Annotated in this window: 18 protein-coding genes and 1 pseudogene; 11 read left to right on the plus strand and 8 right to left on the minus strand. The window is 55.3% G+C overall.

The window, feature by feature from the left end:
* Positions 1-7: 7 nt before the first annotated feature.
* The 4 genes and pseudogenes from ACFIOZ_RS03465 to ACFIOZ_RS03480 form a co-directional block, all read left to right on the plus strand.
* Positions 8-466 (plus strand): lysozyme inhibitor LprI family protein, encoded by a 459-nt coding sequence (locus ACFIOZ_RS03465; protein ID WP_386082315.1) that lies wholly within the window; start codon positions 8-10, stop codon positions 464-466.
* A 448-nt stretch (positions 467-914) separates the two neighbouring features.
* Positions 915-1193 (plus strand): DsbA family protein, encoded by a 279-nt coding sequence (locus ACFIOZ_RS03470; protein WP_386082316.1) that lies wholly within the window; start codon positions 915-917, stop codon positions 1191-1193.
* Positions 1194-1364: 171 nt separating this feature from the next.
* A complete protein-coding gene (locus ACFIOZ_RS03475; protein ID WP_386082317.1) occupies positions 1365-2012 on the plus strand; it encodes a glutathione S-transferase in 648 nt (215 codons plus the stop codon).
* Between the two features lie 319 nt (positions 2013-2331).
* Positions 2332-2604 (plus strand): annotated as a pseudogene (locus tag ACFIOZ_RS03480) (DsbA family protein); the annotation flags it as partial.
* Positions 2605-2779: 175 nt separating this feature from the next.
* Here ACFIOZ_RS03480 and ACFIOZ_RS03485 read toward each other — a convergent pair.
* The 3 genes from ACFIOZ_RS03485 to ACFIOZ_RS03495 form a co-directional block, all read right to left on the minus strand.
* Positions 2780-3301 carry an NADPH-dependent FMN reductase gene (locus ACFIOZ_RS03485; protein WP_386082318.1) on the minus strand — a complete coding sequence of 174 codons (522 nt, stop codon included), beginning with the start codon at positions 3299-3301 and terminating at the stop codon, positions 2780-2782.
* 352 nt (positions 3302-3653) lie between these two features.
* Positions 3654-4001, minus strand: coding sequence for an antibiotic biosynthesis monooxygenase family protein (locus tag ACFIOZ_RS03490; protein WP_386082319.1), 348 nt, complete (start codon positions 3999-4001; stop codon positions 3654-3656).
* Positions 3998-4345, minus strand: a complete 348-nt coding sequence (locus ACFIOZ_RS03495; RefSeq protein ID WP_386082320.1) for an NIPSNAP family protein — start codon at positions 4343-4345, stop codon at positions 3998-4000. Before ACFIOZ_RS03495 ends, ACFIOZ_RS03490 begins: the two co-directional genes overlap by 4 nt.
* Positions 4346-4432: 87 nt before the next feature.
* Between ACFIOZ_RS03495 and ACFIOZ_RS03500 the strand changes: the two genes are divergently transcribed.
* Positions 4433-5176, plus strand: a complete 744-nt coding sequence (locus tag ACFIOZ_RS03500) for an ArsR/SmtB family transcription factor (RefSeq protein WP_386082321.1) — start codon at positions 4433-4435, stop codon at positions 5174-5176.
* Positions 5177-5301: 125 nt separating this feature from the next.
* Here ACFIOZ_RS03500 and ACFIOZ_RS03505 read toward each other — a convergent pair whose 3' ends face one another.
* The gene (locus tag ACFIOZ_RS03505; protein WP_386082322.1) at positions 5302-6495 is read right to left on the minus strand and encodes an E22 family MetX-like putative esterase; all 1194 of its coding nucleotides are present in this window, start codon (positions 6493-6495) and stop codon (positions 5302-5304) included.
* A 107-nt stretch (positions 6496-6602) separates the two neighbouring features.
* The gene (locus tag ACFIOZ_RS03510) at positions 6603-7175 is read right to left on the minus strand and encodes a CGNR zinc finger domain-containing protein (protein WP_386082323.1); all 573 of its coding nucleotides are present in this window, start codon (positions 7173-7175) and stop codon (positions 6603-6605) included.
* Between the two features lie 92 nt (positions 7176-7267).
* On the opposite strand from ACFIOZ_RS03510, the gene ACFIOZ_RS03515 reads away from it, so the two are divergent.
* The gene (locus ACFIOZ_RS03515; RefSeq protein WP_386082324.1) at positions 7268-8215 is read left to right on the plus strand and encodes an alpha/beta fold hydrolase; all 948 of its coding nucleotides are present in this window, start codon (positions 7268-7270) and stop codon (positions 8213-8215) included.
* A gap of 134 nt (positions 8216-8349) precedes the next feature.
* Here ACFIOZ_RS03515 and ACFIOZ_RS03520 read toward each other — a convergent pair whose 3' ends face one another.
* Positions 8350-9522: a UbiH/UbiF/VisC/COQ6 family ubiquinone biosynthesis hydroxylase gene (locus ACFIOZ_RS03520; RefSeq protein ID WP_386082325.1), complete on the minus strand. Its 1173-nt coding sequence runs from the start codon at positions 9520-9522 to the stop codon at positions 8350-8352.
* A 106-nt stretch (positions 9523-9628) separates the two neighbouring features.
* Here ACFIOZ_RS03520 and ACFIOZ_RS03525 point away from each other — a divergent pair, with 106 nt between their 5' ends.
* Positions 9629-10486, plus strand: a complete 858-nt coding sequence (locus ACFIOZ_RS03525; RefSeq protein ID WP_386082326.1) for an NAD-dependent protein deacetylase — start codon at positions 9629-9631, stop codon at positions 10484-10486.
* Between the two features lie 14 nt (positions 10487-10500).
* Here the strand turns inward: ACFIOZ_RS03525 and ACFIOZ_RS03530 are convergent, their stop codons facing one another.
* The gene (locus ACFIOZ_RS03530; protein WP_386082327.1) at positions 10501-11112 is read right to left on the minus strand and encodes a DNA-3-methyladenine glycosylase; all 612 of its coding nucleotides are present in this window, start codon (positions 11110-11112) and stop codon (positions 10501-10503) included.
* Positions 11113-11194: 82 nt separating this feature from the next.
* Between ACFIOZ_RS03530 and ACFIOZ_RS03535 the strand changes: the two genes are divergently transcribed.
* The 4 genes from ACFIOZ_RS03535 to ACFIOZ_RS03550 all read left to right on the plus strand — a co-directional run bounded on the left by ACFIOZ_RS03535 (position 11195) and on the right by ACFIOZ_RS03550 (position 14966).
* Positions 11195-12658, plus strand: a complete 1464-nt coding sequence (locus ACFIOZ_RS03535) for a protein adenylyltransferase SelO (protein ID WP_386082328.1) — start codon at positions 11195-11197, stop codon at positions 12656-12658.
* A 44-nt stretch (positions 12659-12702) separates the two neighbouring features.
* A complete protein-coding gene (gene dinB / locus ACFIOZ_RS03540; RefSeq protein WP_386082329.1) occupies positions 12703-13749 on the plus strand; it encodes a DNA polymerase IV in 1047 nt (348 codons plus the stop codon).
* 131 nt (positions 13750-13880) lie between these two features.
* Positions 13881-14708 carry an alpha/beta fold hydrolase gene (locus ACFIOZ_RS03545; RefSeq protein WP_386082330.1) on the plus strand — a complete coding sequence of 276 codons (828 nt, stop codon included), beginning with the start codon at positions 13881-13883 and terminating at the stop codon, positions 14706-14708.
* A gap of 9 nt (positions 14709-14717) precedes the next feature.
* The gene (locus ACFIOZ_RS03550) at positions 14718-14966 is read left to right on the plus strand and encodes a YkoF family thiamine/hydroxymethylpyrimidine-binding protein (RefSeq protein WP_113268657.1); all 249 of its coding nucleotides are present in this window, start codon (positions 14718-14720) and stop codon (positions 14964-14966) included.
* Between the two features lie 66 nt (positions 14967-15032).
* Here the strand turns inward: ACFIOZ_RS03550 and gabT are convergent, their stop codons facing one another.
* On the minus strand, positions 15033-16310 hold the full coding sequence (gabT, locus tag ACFIOZ_RS03555) for a 4-aminobutyrate--2-oxoglutarate transaminase (protein WP_386082331.1): 1278 nt from the start codon (positions 16308-16310) through the stop codon (positions 15033-15035).
* Positions 16311-16339: the final 29 nt, after the last annotated feature.

Here is a 16339-nt window from a genome sequence, read left to right on the forward strand (position 1 = left end):
CTCCTCCGTGGCAGCTTATCCAGGGCAATATGTGCTTTCGGAGAAAAAAGTGAAAAAGTGTTTATTCATCGTGCTTGCTAGCGTGTCGTTAACTGCCGTTGCTGAAGAAGAGGCGGTTGATTGCAATAACATAAGGAACACACTCGATACCAATCAGTGCGCGAATATCGAGTTAGAGGCCGCAGAGGATGTACTTACCCACTATCTGGAAACGAGCATTGAACATAACGCGGTTGACCCGGTGTTAGTCGAGGCTATCAAGGTGGCTCAAACGCAGTGGCAGGCGTATGCCTCTGCCCATTGCGGCTCTGTCTATACGCAATGGCGCGACGGAACTATTCGAGGCGTCATGGGCATTACGTGCAGTACCCGGTTAACGAAACAAAGAACGCATGATATTTGGGAAGACTTCCTGACCTATATGGACAGTACGCCGCCGGTGTTACCGGAACCAGATGTTGAGTAACGCCTTCACCCTTGTACTTGTAGCCGATGGGGGTGTTCGTTTTGGCATGTGCGCCGCTTGGCTGCGGTTGCTTTTAAACACCGCTGATTTTACCGTAGCTGCCTCCTCGTCGGTACTGCCGTTACTCGCTATATACGCGTAACTTGCCAGATTTAGTGTGATCGAATTTTGGGATATGTCGAAGGGGTGTACAAAATGCAGAAGGTAAGAATTGACCTAGTATCCGATGTCGTCTGCCCGTGGTGCGCTATCGGCGCCTAGAGCAAGCGCTGGAAACCTAGAATGGCGAGATCGGCGTCGAGCTGTTCTGGCAGCCTATTGAGATGAACTGCGATATGTCCCCGAGGGCGAACCGATTCTTGAGCATCTGTGCCGCAAGGATGGTATGGACGCGGCCAGCATGGAACAGTCCCAGCGCGAGCTTATGCAGGTGGCCGAAGAACTGTGATTGAATTTCCGTGGCGCTTTGGAGCGCGGCGCGAACATTACCTTCGCGGCCCACCGCGTACTGGCGTGGGTCGCAACGCAAAACCAGGAGTCAGCCCTGCAACTGGCATTGTTCGAGTTTTATTTTGGTGAAGCGATAAAAACCACCGATCCAGAGGTACTTGGTGAGAAGGCCATTGAGATGGGGTTGGACGGCGACACCGCTGGGGCCATCGCACGCTCTGATCAGTGTCGGATGAAGTTCGAGCGGCAGAGCAACACTTCGATGAGGGAGGAGTGAGCGCCGTGCCAGCCATAATCCTAGATGGCCGCTACCTGGTTTCTGGTGCCCAGCCCGCCGATGTGCTGGTCGATGCGCTTCGTCAGGTGGCTGAGGAAAACGCGAACGGCTAACGTCACGCCTTAGTGGTCACCGAGCCTACTGATTTCAATTCAACTGTGAAAAATGCCCATGACGACATCACTTCATCGCCTTTACTCTTTTCGTCGCTGTCCCTATGCCATGCGTGCCCGTCTCGGCACGTTGTTTGCTGAGTTAAAGGTGGAGCTGCGGGAGGTCATATTGAAAAACAAACCGGCCCAGATGCTAGCGATTAGCCCGAAAGGTACTGTGCCTGTTTTACAGCTTTTTGATGGTACCGTGATCGAAGAGAGCCGAGAAATAATGGTGTGGTCGCTTGAGCAACAAGATCCGCAGGGGCTGTTAGATGCGAAGGTTAGGGATCAGGCCAATGCCCTGATCGAGCAAAACGATAATGAATTTAAACATTGGCTGGATCGTTATAAATATGCCGACCGACATCTCGAGATGACTCAGGCAGAATATCGGCAACGGGGTGAGACTTTTTTACAGGTTTTAGAGGAGCATCTGACTCAAAAGCCTTATCTTCTGGGGGATAACGCGACCATTGCTGATATTGGCATCATGCCTTTTATCCGCCAATTCGCCCATGTAGATCGCGATGTTTTTTATAGCCTACCTTACCCGCACCTGCAGCGGTGGTTAGATGACTGGTTGGAGCACGCCTTCTTTCTGCAGGCCATGACCAAGTTTCAGCCATGGCAGGAGGGGGATGACGTGGTGGTTTTCCCTTCGTAAACATAGCGCTACCTATTACTTTCTAGTCGGGTTTCTTCCTTTCTGCATAAACGCCCGCAGCGTATCACTCGCTTGGTCGATGGGTAGCACTCCATCCCAGTGTCCGCGATTGCCTTACCTGTTTTGGGCATAAGCTGCATTAAGCTGTTTTATAATTCTCTTTGCGGGATGCCCGGCTTGTAGCCCTGTGGCCAAAATGCTTGACCCTTCGGCTTGAAAGTCCATGTAGCCGTTGTGGCGTGGCCGCACCCAGGCTCCTTCAAGCGTCGCTAATGTATTACGATAAAAGCCATATACCGGTTTAACCGCTTCATCTTCCCATTTTGGTGAAGCGAAAAAACCGGCCGACCCAGAAGTGCTTCGCGAGAAGGCCACTGAGGTGGGGCTGGACGGCGAAACTGCCGAGGCCATCGCCCGGTCGGATCAGTATGCGGAAGAAGTTCGAGCAGCAGAACAGCGGTTCATGGAGGCAGGGGTAAACGCTGTACCGGCATTTATTCTCGACGGCCGCTACCTGATTTCTGGCGCCCAGCCCGCCAATGTGCTGGTCGATGCGCTTCGTCAGGTGTTTGTGGAAAATGCCAACCGCTAGTTCTATAAGCGCCGATCTTAAATGAGGTTGGCGCTAGCTGTTCAGAACCCAGCCTCGCAGCGGGTGCACGATCTCCGTTTCATACCGGTTTGTGACCGGTGATGGCAGGCGCTATAAGTATCTATAGCACCTGAGGGTGCCAAACTGTAAACAGTTTTTCTCAAAATAGATAAAATCAAAAGTTACTCAACAGGCCCATTAAGTCTCGGTTAAATGGCTGATTAGTAACGACACTCTGCTCTAAATCAAAGTTGTCGAAAAAGCTTGGTAAGGAAAGCGCACCTATAACGGTTGCTGAAAAATAGGGCGCTGACGCTTGTGCGGAAGCTAAGACACTTTGTGCCCCACTTTGGCCAGGGGAGGTAGAGAGCATAAGAACGGGTTTATTTTGAAATACTTTCATATCTATTCGTGATGTCCAGTCAAATAGATTTTTATAGGCTGACGTATAGGATCCGTTGTGTTCCGCGAATGACATGACAATGACATCTGCCTCACCGATAGCATTATAAAAAGCATGCGCCAATTCAGGGATGCCAGACTCCTTTTCTCTGTCTTGACTAAATATTGGCATTTCAAAATCGTTAAGGTCGATTAACGAAATATCTGCGTTGTTGATCTGTTGCGCTGCATAAAGAGCCAGCTTTTTGTTAATGGAGTTTTTGCTGTTGCTAGCGCCGAAGGCAAGTACTTTCATTTTAAAATCCTCTGGATTGATTTTTTCATGGGCGTTGGTTTGGTTTTAGTTACACGCTTATAATAAAAATGTTATCTGAAGCGATAAGCTTGGGTTGGCTTTGACGTAGGGCTATTCTGAAACCTCAACTTAGGTTGAGGTCAAGAGGGGCGTGAAAAATAAACTGATAGGCATTTTATTTGAGCTTGAAGAGCTCCCTAACCATACCCGCGTCATGTTTGTTGATTGAGGCAAATTGGGCTTTAGGCTCTGTCTGAAAACTAGCTGCGCTCGCCGACTTTTCAGACAAAGACTAGGACTATGAACGTAAAAGCGTTGGACCATCGGCGGCGAAAGGAAAGCTCGCTCCGCGCTACGATGGGTGTGCTTGAAGCGAATCCTCAGGCACTTCGCGCCGGTCGTTCATCCCGTAGTCTCGGATAACGGTGGCGACGCGGAGCCGGTAGTCGGCAAAGATCGTCTGCCGACCTGCTTTCTGGGCAGATCGGTGAGGTTCGAGTGTCCGCCACTCTCTTATGGCTTCTTCATCCTGCCAGAAAGAGAGCGAAAGAATTTTTCCAGGATGCGTAAGGCTCTCGAAGCGCTCTATCGATATAAAACCGTCGATCTCTTCCAGGTGGCGGCGCAAAGCGTTAGCGGCATCCAGGTAGTCTTGTTTTCGATCCGTATTGGGAAGTACCTCAAATATCACGGCGATCATAAAGCACCCTCCTTATTGATGGGTTCAATGCCCAGCGTGCCGTCCACCACTTCGACGAAGCTGCGCTCTTCCTTGAGGATAAACCTGCGCTCTTGAGCCATAGTGAAGTTCGCGTGGCCCTCATCGTCACTCTTCAGTCGCACTCGGTAGGCTTCGTAGGCAGCCAGGCTCTCAAATGCAATTAGGCCCCAGGCAACATTGTTTGTACCCTCATGAGGAAGAAAGTAGCCGATGAGGTGGCCACCGCAGCGCGGTATGATTTTCCCCCAGTTCTCGGCGTACTGCTTGAAGGTGCTGAGCTGGAAGGGATCGATCTCGTAGCGGATGACGCAGGTTATACTCATGTGGTTATCTCCTTGGAAGGTTAATGCGAAAAGCTAATATGGAAGATAAGGAATTACCGCCCTGGGTGGTTCGACGAGGATCGAATGATGAGTGAAAGCCCTAACATCGTGCGTGTCGCCGCACTTATCGCCGATAACGCTCGGGCGGAGGTGCTTTGCGCCTTAATGTCCGGTCGTGCGCTGACCGCAACTGAACTGGCCAATATGGCCGGTGTTACCAAGCAGACCATGAGTTTTCATCTGGGCAAGCTGCTAGACGAAGCGCTTGTGACTGTAGAACAGCAGGGCCGCCACCGCTATTTCAGGCTTGCAGGCCCGCATGTGGCTGAACTCCTGGAGACGCTAATGGGCCTCGCTGTCAGAGGCGAAGGTGTCAATTTTGTTACCGGGCCGCGTGACCCCGCCCTTCGTAAGGCCCGTGTCTGTTACGACCACCTTGCTGGAGAGTTGGGTGTATGGGTATATGAGCAGATGCTTCAGGCCGGTATTTTTCAACTGCACTCGGGAGGGTTGCAGCTCAACGAGTATGGGCGCGTTTGGTTTCAGCAATTAGGCATCGACACCGATGAAGTTGCGTCTTCAAAGCGCTCATTTTGTAGGGGATGTCTCGATTGGAGTGAGCGCAAAGACCATCTGGCGGGAGCCCTCGGCGCTGCACTGCTAAGCCGTATAGAGGCGCTTGGCTGGACAACGCGAGCAAAGAACTCCCGGGTCATTGTGTTCAGCGCCAAGGGTGAGAAAGCAATATGGGCACTCTTCACAACGCCAAGTGTGCTACCGGCCCGCACTCAACCACCTGCTGCCACCGGTACGGCTACGCAGTTAAGCTAGACAATATTCATCCACTGGATTGAGGATGTAGTTTTGCATATCTCGGTTGGCGGTATTCTGAACACGTTCGAGCATCCTATTGAGTGAGCGCGCTGGCTCCCAGGGAGGCCAGCGCTTCCCCCTCCTTACTGCAAAAATGCCCGCAACGTATCACTCGCTTGGTCGATAGAGACAACGCCATCCAAATGGCCTCGGTTGCCATCCAGTGTTTCAAGCGTCACTTCGGTGCCGTCAGCCTCAATCAACTCCCCAGTGCGGCGCACGCCTTCAGGGGCGAAGACGAGATCGTTTTCGCTGTAGAGCATTAGCGTGGGCGCCTCGATAGCCGCAAGTCCTTCCTCTAACGAATCACCGTGGCCTGCGATAAAGGTTTGGTTGGCGCGCACCAGATAGAGCAGATGGTTGGCATCAGAGGTGGCGGCGCGTGCGGCGGCGACATCATCCAGCGTTTGCTCGATCGCGTAGTGGGCGTTGATATCCTGAGCTGGGTCGCGCTCTTCATCGGCCCAATCGCGGTTAAAGGTTTCGTTGGCCCACTGCCAATGGTTGGCGTTGAGTGTCACCAGCTTTAGCGCTTCTTTTAGCCCCTCGGTGGGGGGCTCGCCGTCGTAGTAGTTTCCCTCGCTCCAGTTGGCATCCAGTCTAATCGGCGCTGCCCAGGCGCTTAGCGTTGCCAGCAGCCAGGGGGCGGCAACGCCGCCGCCGATCACGGAGATAAGACGCTCAACTCTGTCAGGGTAGGCGCTGGCCCACTCAATCGCCTGTAGCGCGCCCATGGAGGCCCCCATCACTGCATGCAGCGAGTCAATACCTTGGCTTTCAAGTAGCTCGCGCTGTACCTCGACAAAGTCACGAATGGTGACGACCGGGAAATCCATCCCCCAGGGTTCGCCGGTGTCAGGGTTGATTGAGGCGGGGCCGGTGGTGGTGACGTTGGGGTCGTTAGCACCGAGGTTCACCAAGGTGTCCGAAGAGATAATGTAGTACTCATCGGTATCCAGTGGTTTTCCGGGGCCAATAATCGCGTCCCAGTAGCCGGTCGGCTCGCCATCTGCTTCATAGCGGCCTGCCGCATGGCTGGTGCCTGAGAAAAAATGGGTGATTAAAATAACGTTGTCGCGGGCGTCGTTGAGTTCGCCGTAGGCTTCCCAACCCACTGTCACGTTGGGAATTGTCTCGCCGCCCTGAGTAGTGAAGCTCTCCATTTCAAAGGTTTGCTTCTCGACGATGCCATCCCAAGCCCAAAGAGGAGAGGCCAAGAGCAGGCCAAGGCTGGAACATAGCGTTACCGTGATCACCGTGTGTCGTGTGAAGGTCATAGGGTTGCCTTATACGAGGGTTAATTGTGCTTGTTATTGGCCACCAGCAGTGGTCATCCCTCTTAGCATAGTCAGTGGAAGCGCTTGGGTAGTTAACGTCGTAGCAACTATGTCGTTTTTTTCCTAGCCCGATGGGCTGCCGCTTTCATTCTGTTTCCGCAGGAGGCCATGCTACACCAGCGGCGCCGGTGCGATTTCGTTTGATCGTGGAACAGTAGAACGCAGTCTGAGGCTTCGCACTCTTTCACCAGCTGTAGATCTTCCTCGGTAAGCAATTGGACTAACGCGGAAACGACTGGCTGCAATAGGCTCTCGCTTTCCATGTTGCGCTGATAGGTTTTTTTCTGGAACGCGGACACCGTTGGCTGCCATTCGATTTTCTCTAAGGGATAACCCCGTTCCAGTACGTGATTCACCACTGAGGGATCCGCGGCCCGCCCTTGCTGTGCGGAGATCAGGAGATCCCGCATGTTGTCGCGCAGTTCCCGCGCAAGATGGACTATTCCAGCTGGGGGGCTTTCACACTCCTCCGATAACACGTCCGCCTGTTGGAGCCACGCAATGACACTGCGGTCGTCCTCCAGGCACTCTTGCCGCTCCTCCCCTACGCCAAACTGCGTGTTGATGAAATCGATGGCGAGATTGCTAGCGATAAACGGAGGCGTAATTTTTGATGCCATATTGAGTAACCCTTAATTCGATATTTGACAGGTTACTATTATTCTTTGTAACCTTCAAAAATTGATATTAACGGTTACTAAGGAGTATATTCATGACATCTAAAAATACCTCGGTCTTTGCGACTACCCAGCAAGCACCGGCGACCAGCGCTGAGCACTCCTCTGGCTTGGCAGCTGGGCAGGTTCATTATCGATTCGAGAAAGTCGGCGATGTGGAGGTTTTCTATCGTGAAGCGGGGGATCCGGCGGCGCCGACTCTGCTGCTGCTCCACGGGTTTGCTGCCTCCTCTTATATGTGGCGGGATGTGATTGAGGCACTTGCCGATAGCTATCACGTCGTGGCGCCGGATTTGCCAGCGTTTGGCTTTACCCAGTCACCGGCACGCGGTGAGTATGAGTACACCTTTGCCAACCTGACGAAGACGATTGATCAGTTTACTGAGCAGTTGAAGCTCGAGCGTTATGCCATCGCCGTTCACGACTATGGTGCCCCTGTTGGTTGGCGTTTGGCGGTGGCTCACCCATCAAAAATCACCGCTATCATTTCGCAAAACGGCAATGCCTATAAGGAGGGGCTTTCAAAAGGGTGGGAGCCCATTCAAACGTATTGGAATACACCTTCGCAGGCGAATCGTGAGGCCCTGAGCGACTTTCCGACACCGGCGTCGATCAAGTGGCAGTACGTGGAGGGCGTAAGCGATACCAGTGTCGTAGCGCCGGACGCCTATACGCTGGAAGGGGCTAAGATATCGCAACCTGGCATGGCTGATATCCAGCTCGACTTACTGCTGGATTACGCAACCAACGTTGCGAAGTATCCCGAATTCCAGGCCTACTTTCGGGAGCAGCAACCGCCGCTGCTCGCGGTGTGGGGGAAGCATGATCCGTTCTTTCTTCCGCCGGGGGCGGAAGCCTGGAAGCGAGATCTACCGCAGGCGGACATTCGCTTTTACGACACCGGGCATTTTGCCCTGGAAACCCATGGAGATGTCATTATCCCGCTGATGCGTGAGTTTCTGGATAAACACCTGAAAGCATAAACACCCGAAAACCTAAACACCCGGAAACCTAATCGGCTGAAACACACTCACGCCCCTATGCAGCGGCGGCCACGATGGCCGCCGCTGCATGTTTGGCTTCTCCATTTGCGGGAATAGGAGGTGGTTATCAACGTCTAGAGCATCTTAAACGGATTCAACCCATTGGCTTGCTGCATCATCATGCGCTTGGCGAACGGAAAGCGCTCGGCGAGCTGCAGGCTTAAATCGCCTAACTGGCGAAGCGGTTTGGCACCGGTAAACAGGTGGTGGAAGCTGTCGGTGGCGGCTATCATCGCCTGGTTAGCCGCCCGGCGCTGGCACTCAAAGCGCAGCAGGTTGAGGTAGTCGCCGGGGTCGCGGCCTTGGATAATAATCTCGGCAAGAGTGTCGGCGTCGTGCAGGCCAATATTTAACCCTTGGCCTGCCAGCGGGTGAACCACGTGGGCCGCATCACCTATTAGCGCTAAACGCTTTCCGATATAGCGCTTGGCGTGCTGGCGCTTAATCGGGAAGCTGGCGCGCGCGACCACGCGGGTGATATTGCCTAGGCGACGGGGGTAGGCGCCCTCAATAGCGGTTTTTAGCGTCTCGTTATCCATCGCCTCCCGGGCGCGGGTAGCGTCTTCATGGTCGTACCACACCAGCGATGCGCGGTGGCCGGGTAGCGGCAGCATGGCAATTGGGCCGGTTGGCGTAAAAACTTGCCAACTAACGTCTTGCTGGGGCAGCTCTGTTTCGACGTTAATGATCATGGCGCGCTGGTGGTAGTCGTAGCTCTCCACGGAAATCTGGGCTAGCTCGCGTAGGGTCGAGCGGGCGCCGTCAGCCCCAACCACCAGGGGCGCGCTCAGTGTCTGGCCGTTATCCAGTTCAAGCTGGCGGGCAGAGGTGGCCGCGATGGTGCTCAGTGGCGCACAGTGGGTGTAACAGGTAACGCTGGGCAACTGCGCCAAGCGCTGCCACAGGGCGTACTGCAGAGCGCGGTTTTCAATAAAGATGCCGAAGTCATCCATGCCGCTATCGGCGGCGGAGAACAGCGCGTGGCCGGTGCCGTCCTGGTTGGCGACATCGATATGCCGGAACGGGCAACTGCGCTCTTCAGGGAGCGCTGTGCCGCTGGCCTTCACAAAAGCTAGTGAACGCGCGTTTAGTGACGAGATCCGCAGATCATAGTCGCCGCAGGGCTCGCTTGGCTCGCCGCCTTTCTCTACCAGCCCAACAGAGAAACCTGCATGACCCACGCGCGCGGCCAGCGCCGCGCCCACCATGCCGCCACCGACAATAATAATGTCATGATCGTGCTGCATAAGAGACTCTCCTGGGTGCACAATAACCGTTGAAGGGGGCGTTGCATGGCCCGCTGTTGCACTACAGTATCGTTGAGTTTGAACCACATTGCCTAGAGGTGAACGATTGACGCAGGCCGTGGAAATTGCAGAAAGCACTGTTCAGGCTGGAGAGGAGCTGGCTGATTTTATTCAGCAGCACCCCAAGCTGTGGGTGATTACCGGTGCGGGTGTTAGCACCGACAGCGGTATTCCCGATTATCGCGATGCGGATGGCCAATGGAAGCGGCCACCCCCGGTGCAGCATGGCGACTTTATGAGCTCTCACCACGTTCGCCAGCGCTATTGGGCGCGGGCATTGATCGGCTTTAGCGCCATGCGCGAAGCCCAGGCGAGTGGGGCTCACCGTGCGCTGGCCGCGCTGGAGTCGCAGGGTTATATCCAGCAACTGGTGACCCAAAACGTTGATCGCTTGCATCAACGTGCTGGTTCACGCCGGGTGATCGACCTGCATGGCCGGGCAGACATGGTGAAGTGCATGGTGTGTGACTATCAAATGATGCGCCACGCCATGCATGCCGAAATGGCGCGCATGAATCCTAGCTTTGCAGGTTTGCAGGCCGGTCACGCCCCAGACGGCGACGCTGATCTGGAAACCGACTTTAGTACCTTTCGCATTTTCGACTGTCCGCGCTGCAGCGGTATTTTAAAACCCGATGTAGTGTTCTACGGCGATGTAGTGCCCGCCGAACGGCGGCTGGCAGCACAGGTAGCACTGGCCGAGTCGGATGCAGTGCTGGCCGTGGGAACGTCATTAATGGTGTTTTCCGGCTACCGCTTCTGCCGCACCGCCCATGATCGGGGAATACCGCTGGCGTCGCTCTCCCTCGGCGTGACTCGGGCGGATGCACTATTGACCCACCAGTGGCGGGCGCCGCTAACGCCGGTACTTGAGCAGGCTGTTCGTAGCTTAAAGGGCGCTTAGCCAATTCTTACGCGCTAGCGGGCTTTGGATACCCACGGATTATCTTCTAGCCAGAGTCGCCATGGCGCGTCGCGGTGCTCTGGCTGGGCGTAATCGATACCCACGCGTGGGCCTCTGGCGATCTTGGCGTCGTGCGTTGCTGCGCTAATCCACAGCTTGTCGGCCTGGGTCATATCATGGCCATACAGCGCTTTATCAATGGTTAAAGCTCGCGTGAGCTTGCCGGGGCCATTGCTGAGTTGTTTACCCGCGGCTTGACGGGTGGCACGCATGGCGGCTTCGTTCGCGGTGGGCTCAACCGCACGAATCAGCACCGCGCAGGGCGAATCCTCTGGCTCGGTGACTACGTTCAAGAGCCAGTGCATGCCGTAAACGAGATAGACATAGGCGTGGCCCGCAGGCCCGAACATGGCTTCTGTTCGCGGAGAGCGGCGGCGGTGGGCATGGCAAGCGGAGTCTTCAGCGCCGCAATAGGCCTCTGTCTCAACAATCCTTGCCGCCATCTGCTCGCCGTTATGTTCGCGCACCAGCCAGCAGCCGAGCATGTCGCTCGCTACCTCAAGGGTGTCGCGATTATAAAAATCCCGTGAGAGGGGAGGTAGCATGCTGTCTTTAACATTTGGCATGTTTGGTAACATCGCCTCGGCGTTTAGTTGAGTAGAATGCTAGGGTATTAGATAGTCATTGCCACTAAAAGCGGAGCCTATCGTGCTGCAATTTGAACATCTCTACTCCACCTTGCCGGAGCCCCTTTGGGTCGCTACCCAAGCAACGCCCGTGACCCAGCCTGAGCTGATTGCTTTTAATGCCTCGCTTGCTGAAGCGCTGGGCGCAAAAGAGATTCCTGACTCAGCAACGCTTACACAATGGTTCAGCGGCAATCAGCCCATTCCAAATGCTAAGCCGGGCGCACTGGGTTACGCAGGCCATCAGTTCGGTAACTTTGTGCCGCAGTTGGGCGATGGCCGGGCGCTGCTGCTGGGCGAAGTGATCGACCAGAACGGTGTGCGCCGCGATGTGCAGCTAAAGGGCAGCGGCCGCACGCCGTTCTCCCGCGGTGGCGATGGCCGCTCGCCACTTGGGCCGGTGCTGCGTGAATATTTGGTCAGCGAGTTTATGGCCGCCATGAACATTCCCACTACCCGCGCTCTGGCAGCGGTGACTAGCGGCGAGCGAGTGGTACGCCAAATGGCAGAACCTGGCGCAGTGTTTACCCGCGTGGCTAGCAGCCATATCCGCGTTGGCACGTTCCAGTTCGCCGCCGCGCGCCGAGATGAGGCACTGCTAAAAGCGCTGACGGATCATGTCATTGAGCGCCACTACCCGGAGGCCGCCAACGCCGAAGATCCTTACTTAGCCCTGCTGGAAGCGGTAGTGGCCCGCCAAGCGGTGCTGATTGCCCGCTGGATGAGCATTGGCTTTATCCACGGCGTGATGAATACCGATAACTGCAGCATTGCCGGGGAAACCATCGATTACGGCCCCTGTGCCATTATGGAGCAGTTTGATCCCCAGAAGGTGTACAGCTCCATCGACCAGGGCAAGCGCTACGCGTTTGATAACCAACCGGCGATAGCCCAGTGGAACCTGGCGCGCTTTGCCGAAACGTTGCTGCCGTTAATGAATAAAGAGGGAGAGGCGTTGGTGGAGCAGGCCACCGATGTCATTCGCCGCTTTGAGCCATTGTTCAGCGCCGAACAGCGTCGCCTGCACGGCGATAAACTCGGCCTTGCAACAGAAAGTGACCAGGCCGTGCCACTGATGGAAGGGTTGGAAAGCCAGATGCATCAGGGGCGGATGGACATGACCGCGACCTTTGATGCGCTCACCCAATACGCCTCGTCGCTGAGTGATGAGCATCGGGAGGCGCTGCTGGCGCTGACGACGCAGCCCGATGAATTATCAACCTGGCTGGATACCTGGCAGCAAGAGCAAGTGGCCAATCAAGATGGCGAACGGTTCACTGCCATGCGTCACGCCAACCCAGTAATTATTCCCCGCAACCATCGGGTTCAAGAAGTCATTGACGCCGCTTACGACGGTGATTTTGCGCCTTTCCATACGTTATTGGCAGTAGTGACCAAGCCGTTCGATGAATCGGTTGAAGCGCGCCGTTTGGCAGCACCTGCGACGGAAAATGAGCAGGTGCTAAGAACCTTCTGTGGTACATAGCGCCTATGCTAGACTGTGTTTTTTTACAGTTAGGCGGGTAGCTGGTGCGCAAAATCATTCACTGCGACTGTGACTGCTTTTATGCAGCCGTGGAAATGCGCGATAACCCCGCGTTGCGAGATATACCGATTGCCATTGGCGGTAGCGTCGAGCAGCGCGGGGTGGTCGCCACCTGTAACTATCCTGCCCGCGAGTTTGGCATCCATTCGGCGATGCCCATGGGCCAAGCGCTCAAGCGCTGCCCACACCTCACCGTGATTCGCGGTGAGATGGCCAAATACAAAGAGGTCGCCCGCCAGGTCTTTGCCATTTATCGTGATGTGACTGAGCTGATTGAACCGCTCTCCCTGGATGAAGCCTTTTTGGATGTTTCTGAGGTGACGCTGCATCACGGCAGCGCCACGCTGATGGCCGAAGCGATCCGTGAGCGGGTGAGTCGCGAAGTGGGGATTACCGTTTCAGCAGGCGTGGCACCCAATAAGTTTCTGGCCAAGATCGCCAGCGACTGGAATAAACCTGATGGCCTCTGCGTCATTACCCCGGACAAGGTCGACAGCTTCGTGCAGCAACTGCCAGTGAAAAAAATCCATGGCGTTGGCCCCCGCACCGCGGAAAAGCTGGCGGGGTTGGATATCCACACCTGCACTGACCTGCGTAGCCGCACCTTGACGGAACTGGTGGAACACTTTGGCCGTTTTGGACGTCGGTTGCATGAGCTAAGCTGGGGGCGGGATGAGCGCCCGGTGAAAACCCATCGGGAGCGTAAGTCGGTCAGCACCGAACAGACCTACGCCCAGGATTTGCCCAATCTTGAAGCCTGCCATCGTGAATTGCCCGCACTGATTGAGGATTTAGAGCGCCGCTACGCCCGGATTGACCCCCCGCTGGCGGTACGCGGGTTGATCGTCAAAGTGAAATTTAATGACTTCACCCAAACCACCGTCGAACACGCCGACCCAGCGCCCAACCTTGAACAGTTTGAAAGCCTGCTGAAGGTTGGCTGGGCCAGAGGCGAACGGCCCGTGCGTCTGCTGGGTGTGGGCTACCGGCTGGCGGAAAACAGCCAAGAGCATCAGCTGTCGCTGTTTTAATTAGCCTGTTAACACTTCTGGTCATTGACGCTCATACAGGAGCGCGTTAAAACAGATGTATGATAGGCGGCGTAAATAAATAAGTTTCACATGAGCCGTCTTCCTGCCTTTTTTAACGCGCGAGCCTTGCCATGTCTGCTAATGCTACCCAACGTCCCCGTTTAGTGTTTGCCCATGCCAATGGTTTTCCAGGGCTAAGCTATCGCAGCCTGCTGAATCCACTGGCTGAAACCTTTGACCTGCACCCTTTGGATCGCTTGGGTCACCATCCTGATTACCCGGTTAATCACAACTGGGGCAATCTGGTCGATGAGTTGCTGAGCTATCTACCCGAAAGCGATACGCCGCTGCTGGGGGTAGGGCATTCGCTGGGGGGCACCTTGATGGCGATGGCCGCCGATAAACACCCCGAACGCTTCTGCGGGGTGATCATGCTCGACCCGCCGTTGATGCTGGGTACCGATGCTTGGGCAATGAAAGCCGCCAAACGGTTTGGTTTTGTGGATCGCGTCACACCCGCAGGGAAAACCTTGGGGCGGCGTACTGTTTGGCCGAGCCGCGAGTCAATGGCGACCTCGCTGGGGAGACGGGGGTTGTTTCGTCGCTTTACCCCGGAAGCACTCAACGACTACATTGAAGCAGGAACGCGCTTGTTAGATGACGGCAGTGCTGAACTGACCTTTGATCCAGGTGTAGAGGTGGAAATTTTCCGTCATTTACCCGATCACCTCTCGCGTTTGCCTCAGAGGTTGGGCGTGCCCTTAGAACTAGTGGCAGGCAAAGAGTCTCATCTGCTGACCGCTTCGCGCATCAAGCGTTTGAAGCGAAAGGGCCTAACGGTAAGCGAAGTCCCGGGCACGCATATGTTCCCAATGGAGCATCCGGATGAGACCCGTGCCGCTATTTTGGCTGCCTGGCAGCGATTGTCTGCAGCTAACAGAGCATCAAACACAGCGTAAGGAGGCGTTATGTATCTTTCCGTACAGCTTAGCTACTACCCACTGGCCGATGACTTTAAGCCGGTGGTCAAAGAGGTGGTGAAACGTCTTGAGGCAACGGGATTGGAAGTACATCCCAACCGTATGAGCACTCAGGTATTTGGCGAGTTCGATGCCGTGATGGCAGCGCTAAGCGAGGTGATGAAGTGGTCGTTTGAGACCCATGGAAAAGCGGTATTTACGGCGAATTTCCTTGAAGGTGATCGTCGACCTCGTTAAATCAAAACGCCGCCCAAATTGGGCGGCGTTGTGTTCACGTCTGCACTAACGTCAGTTAGCTTGGCGTTACACCAGGGAATCCAGGCAGGACTCAATAATATCCAAGCCTTCATTGAGCACGTCATCTTGAATGGTGACAGGCATCAGGAAGCGGATGGTGTTGCCGTACATGCCGCAGGAGAGCAGGATCAAGCCCTCTTCGCGGGCTTTTTTGCACAGCGCGGCAGCGAGCTCAGGGTTAGGCGTGTGATCGGCCTTATTCGACACCAGCTCAAATGCTGCCATGGCGCCCATGTTGCGCACGTGGTCGATGCAATCAAACTTGTCGGCCCACAGATTGAAGCGCTTGGCCAGCTTGTCGCCCAGGGCCTGGCTCTTCTCCAGAATGTTCTCTTCTTCAAATACCTCCATGACCGCCAACGCTGCCGCACAAGCGGTGGGGCTGCCGGTGTAGGTGCCGCCCAGCGAGTTGGGGCCTGAAGCGTCCATCACCTTGTCAGTGCCTACGATGGCAGAGATCGGCATGCCGTCGGCCATACTTTTGGCCATGGTCATAATGTCCGGTTCAACGCCACTATGCTCAATGGCAAACATTTTGCCGGTACGGCCAAAGCCTGACTGCACTTCATCGATGATCATCAGCATGCCGTGCTCATCGCAGATTTCGCGCACCTTGGTCAGGAAGCTGGTAGAGGCTGGGTAGAAACCACCTTCACCAAGCACTGGCTCGAGTACGATAGCCGCGGTGTCTTTGGGGTTGGCATCGGTTTTCAGCGTCATTTTCAGGCCGCGAATGGCTTCGTCTTCACTCACGCCGTGGTAGGGCACTGGGTAGGGCGCACGGAACACGGTGCCCGGCATCGGGCCGAAGTCGCTTTGGTAAGGGGCTACCTTGCCATTCATCGCCATAGTGTAGAAGGTACGGCCGTGATAGCCGCCATCAAAGCAGATAACGTTGGAGCGGCCAGTGGCGGCGCGGGCGACCTTGACCGCATTTTCCAGCGCTTCCGCACCGGAGTTGGCCAGCATGACTTTGGCATGGCCACGAACTGGAACGATGTGACTGAGCTTTTCCGCGACCTTAACGTAGCCTTCATAAGGCATGACCGTTTGGCAGGTATGCATCAGCTTATCGAGCTGAGCTTTTACCGCCGCGACCACTTTAGGGTGACGGTGACCTACGTTGAGTACGCCAATGCCACCCGCGAAGTCGATAAAGCGGTTGCCGTCCGCGTCCCAGATTTCAGCGTTTTCAGCGTGGTCGGCGAAAGCCGTCGCGGGGCTAGCGGCGCCAGCAGCGACGTATTTATGTTTCAGCTCGTTCAATTCGGCATTGCTGCTCATGGCTTACTTCCTAATTGATGTGGAATGAT

This window comes from Vreelandella sp. F11 (assembly GCF_042466685.1).
In the GTDB taxonomy this organism is placed as follows: Bacteria; Pseudomonadota; Gammaproteobacteria; order Pseudomonadales; family Halomonadaceae; genus Vreelandella.

Bases quoted from the DNA above. Each gene is read 5' to 3' on its own strand.
- ACFIOZ_RS03505 (WP_386082322.1), bottom strand. From the start codon at position 6,495: ATGACCTTCACACGACACACGGTGATCACGGTAACGCTATGTTCCAGC.
- ACFIOZ_RS03515 (WP_386082324.1), top strand. From the start codon at position 7,268: ATGACATCTAAAAATACCTCGGTCTTTGCGACTACCCAGCAAGCACCG.
- ACFIOZ_RS03520 (WP_386082325.1), bottom strand. From the start codon at position 9,522: ATGCAGCACGATCATGACATTATTATTGTCGGTGGCGGCATGGTGGGC.
- ACFIOZ_RS03495 (WP_386082320.1), bottom strand. From the start codon at position 4,345: ATGAGTATAACCTGCGTCATCCGCTACGAGATCGATCCCTTCCAGCTC.
- ACFIOZ_RS03490 (WP_386082319.1), bottom strand. From the start codon at position 4,001: ATGATCGCCGTGATATTTGAGGTACTTCCCAATACGGATCGAAAACAA.
- ACFIOZ_RS03510 (WP_386082323.1), bottom strand. From the start codon at position 7,175: ATGGCATCAAAAATTACGCCTCCGTTTATCGCTAGCAATCTCGCCATC.
- gabT (WP_386082331.1), bottom strand. From the start codon at position 16,310: ATGAGCAGCAATGCCGAATTGAACGAGCTGAAACATAAATACGTCGCT.
- ACFIOZ_RS03475 (WP_386082317.1), top strand. From the start codon at position 1,365: ATGACGACATCACTTCATCGCCTTTACTCTTTTCGTCGCTGTCCCTAT.
- ACFIOZ_RS03550 (WP_113268657.1), top strand. From the start codon at position 14,718: ATGTATCTTTCCGTACAGCTTAGCTACTACCCACTGGCCGATGACTTT.
- ACFIOZ_RS03500 (WP_386082321.1), top strand. From the start codon at position 4,433: ATGAGTGAAAGCCCTAACATCGTGCGTGTCGCCGCACTTATCGCCGAT.
- ACFIOZ_RS03530 (WP_386082327.1), bottom strand. From the start codon at position 11,112: ATGCCAAATGTTAAAGACAGCATGCTACCTCCCCTCTCACGGGATTTT.
- ACFIOZ_RS03545 (WP_386082330.1), top strand. From the start codon at position 13,881: ATGTCTGCTAATGCTACCCAACGTCCCCGTTTAGTGTTTGCCCATGCC.
- ACFIOZ_RS03485 (WP_386082318.1), bottom strand. From the start codon at position 3,301: ATGAAAGTACTTGCCTTCGGCGCTAGCAACAGCAAAAACTCCATTAAC.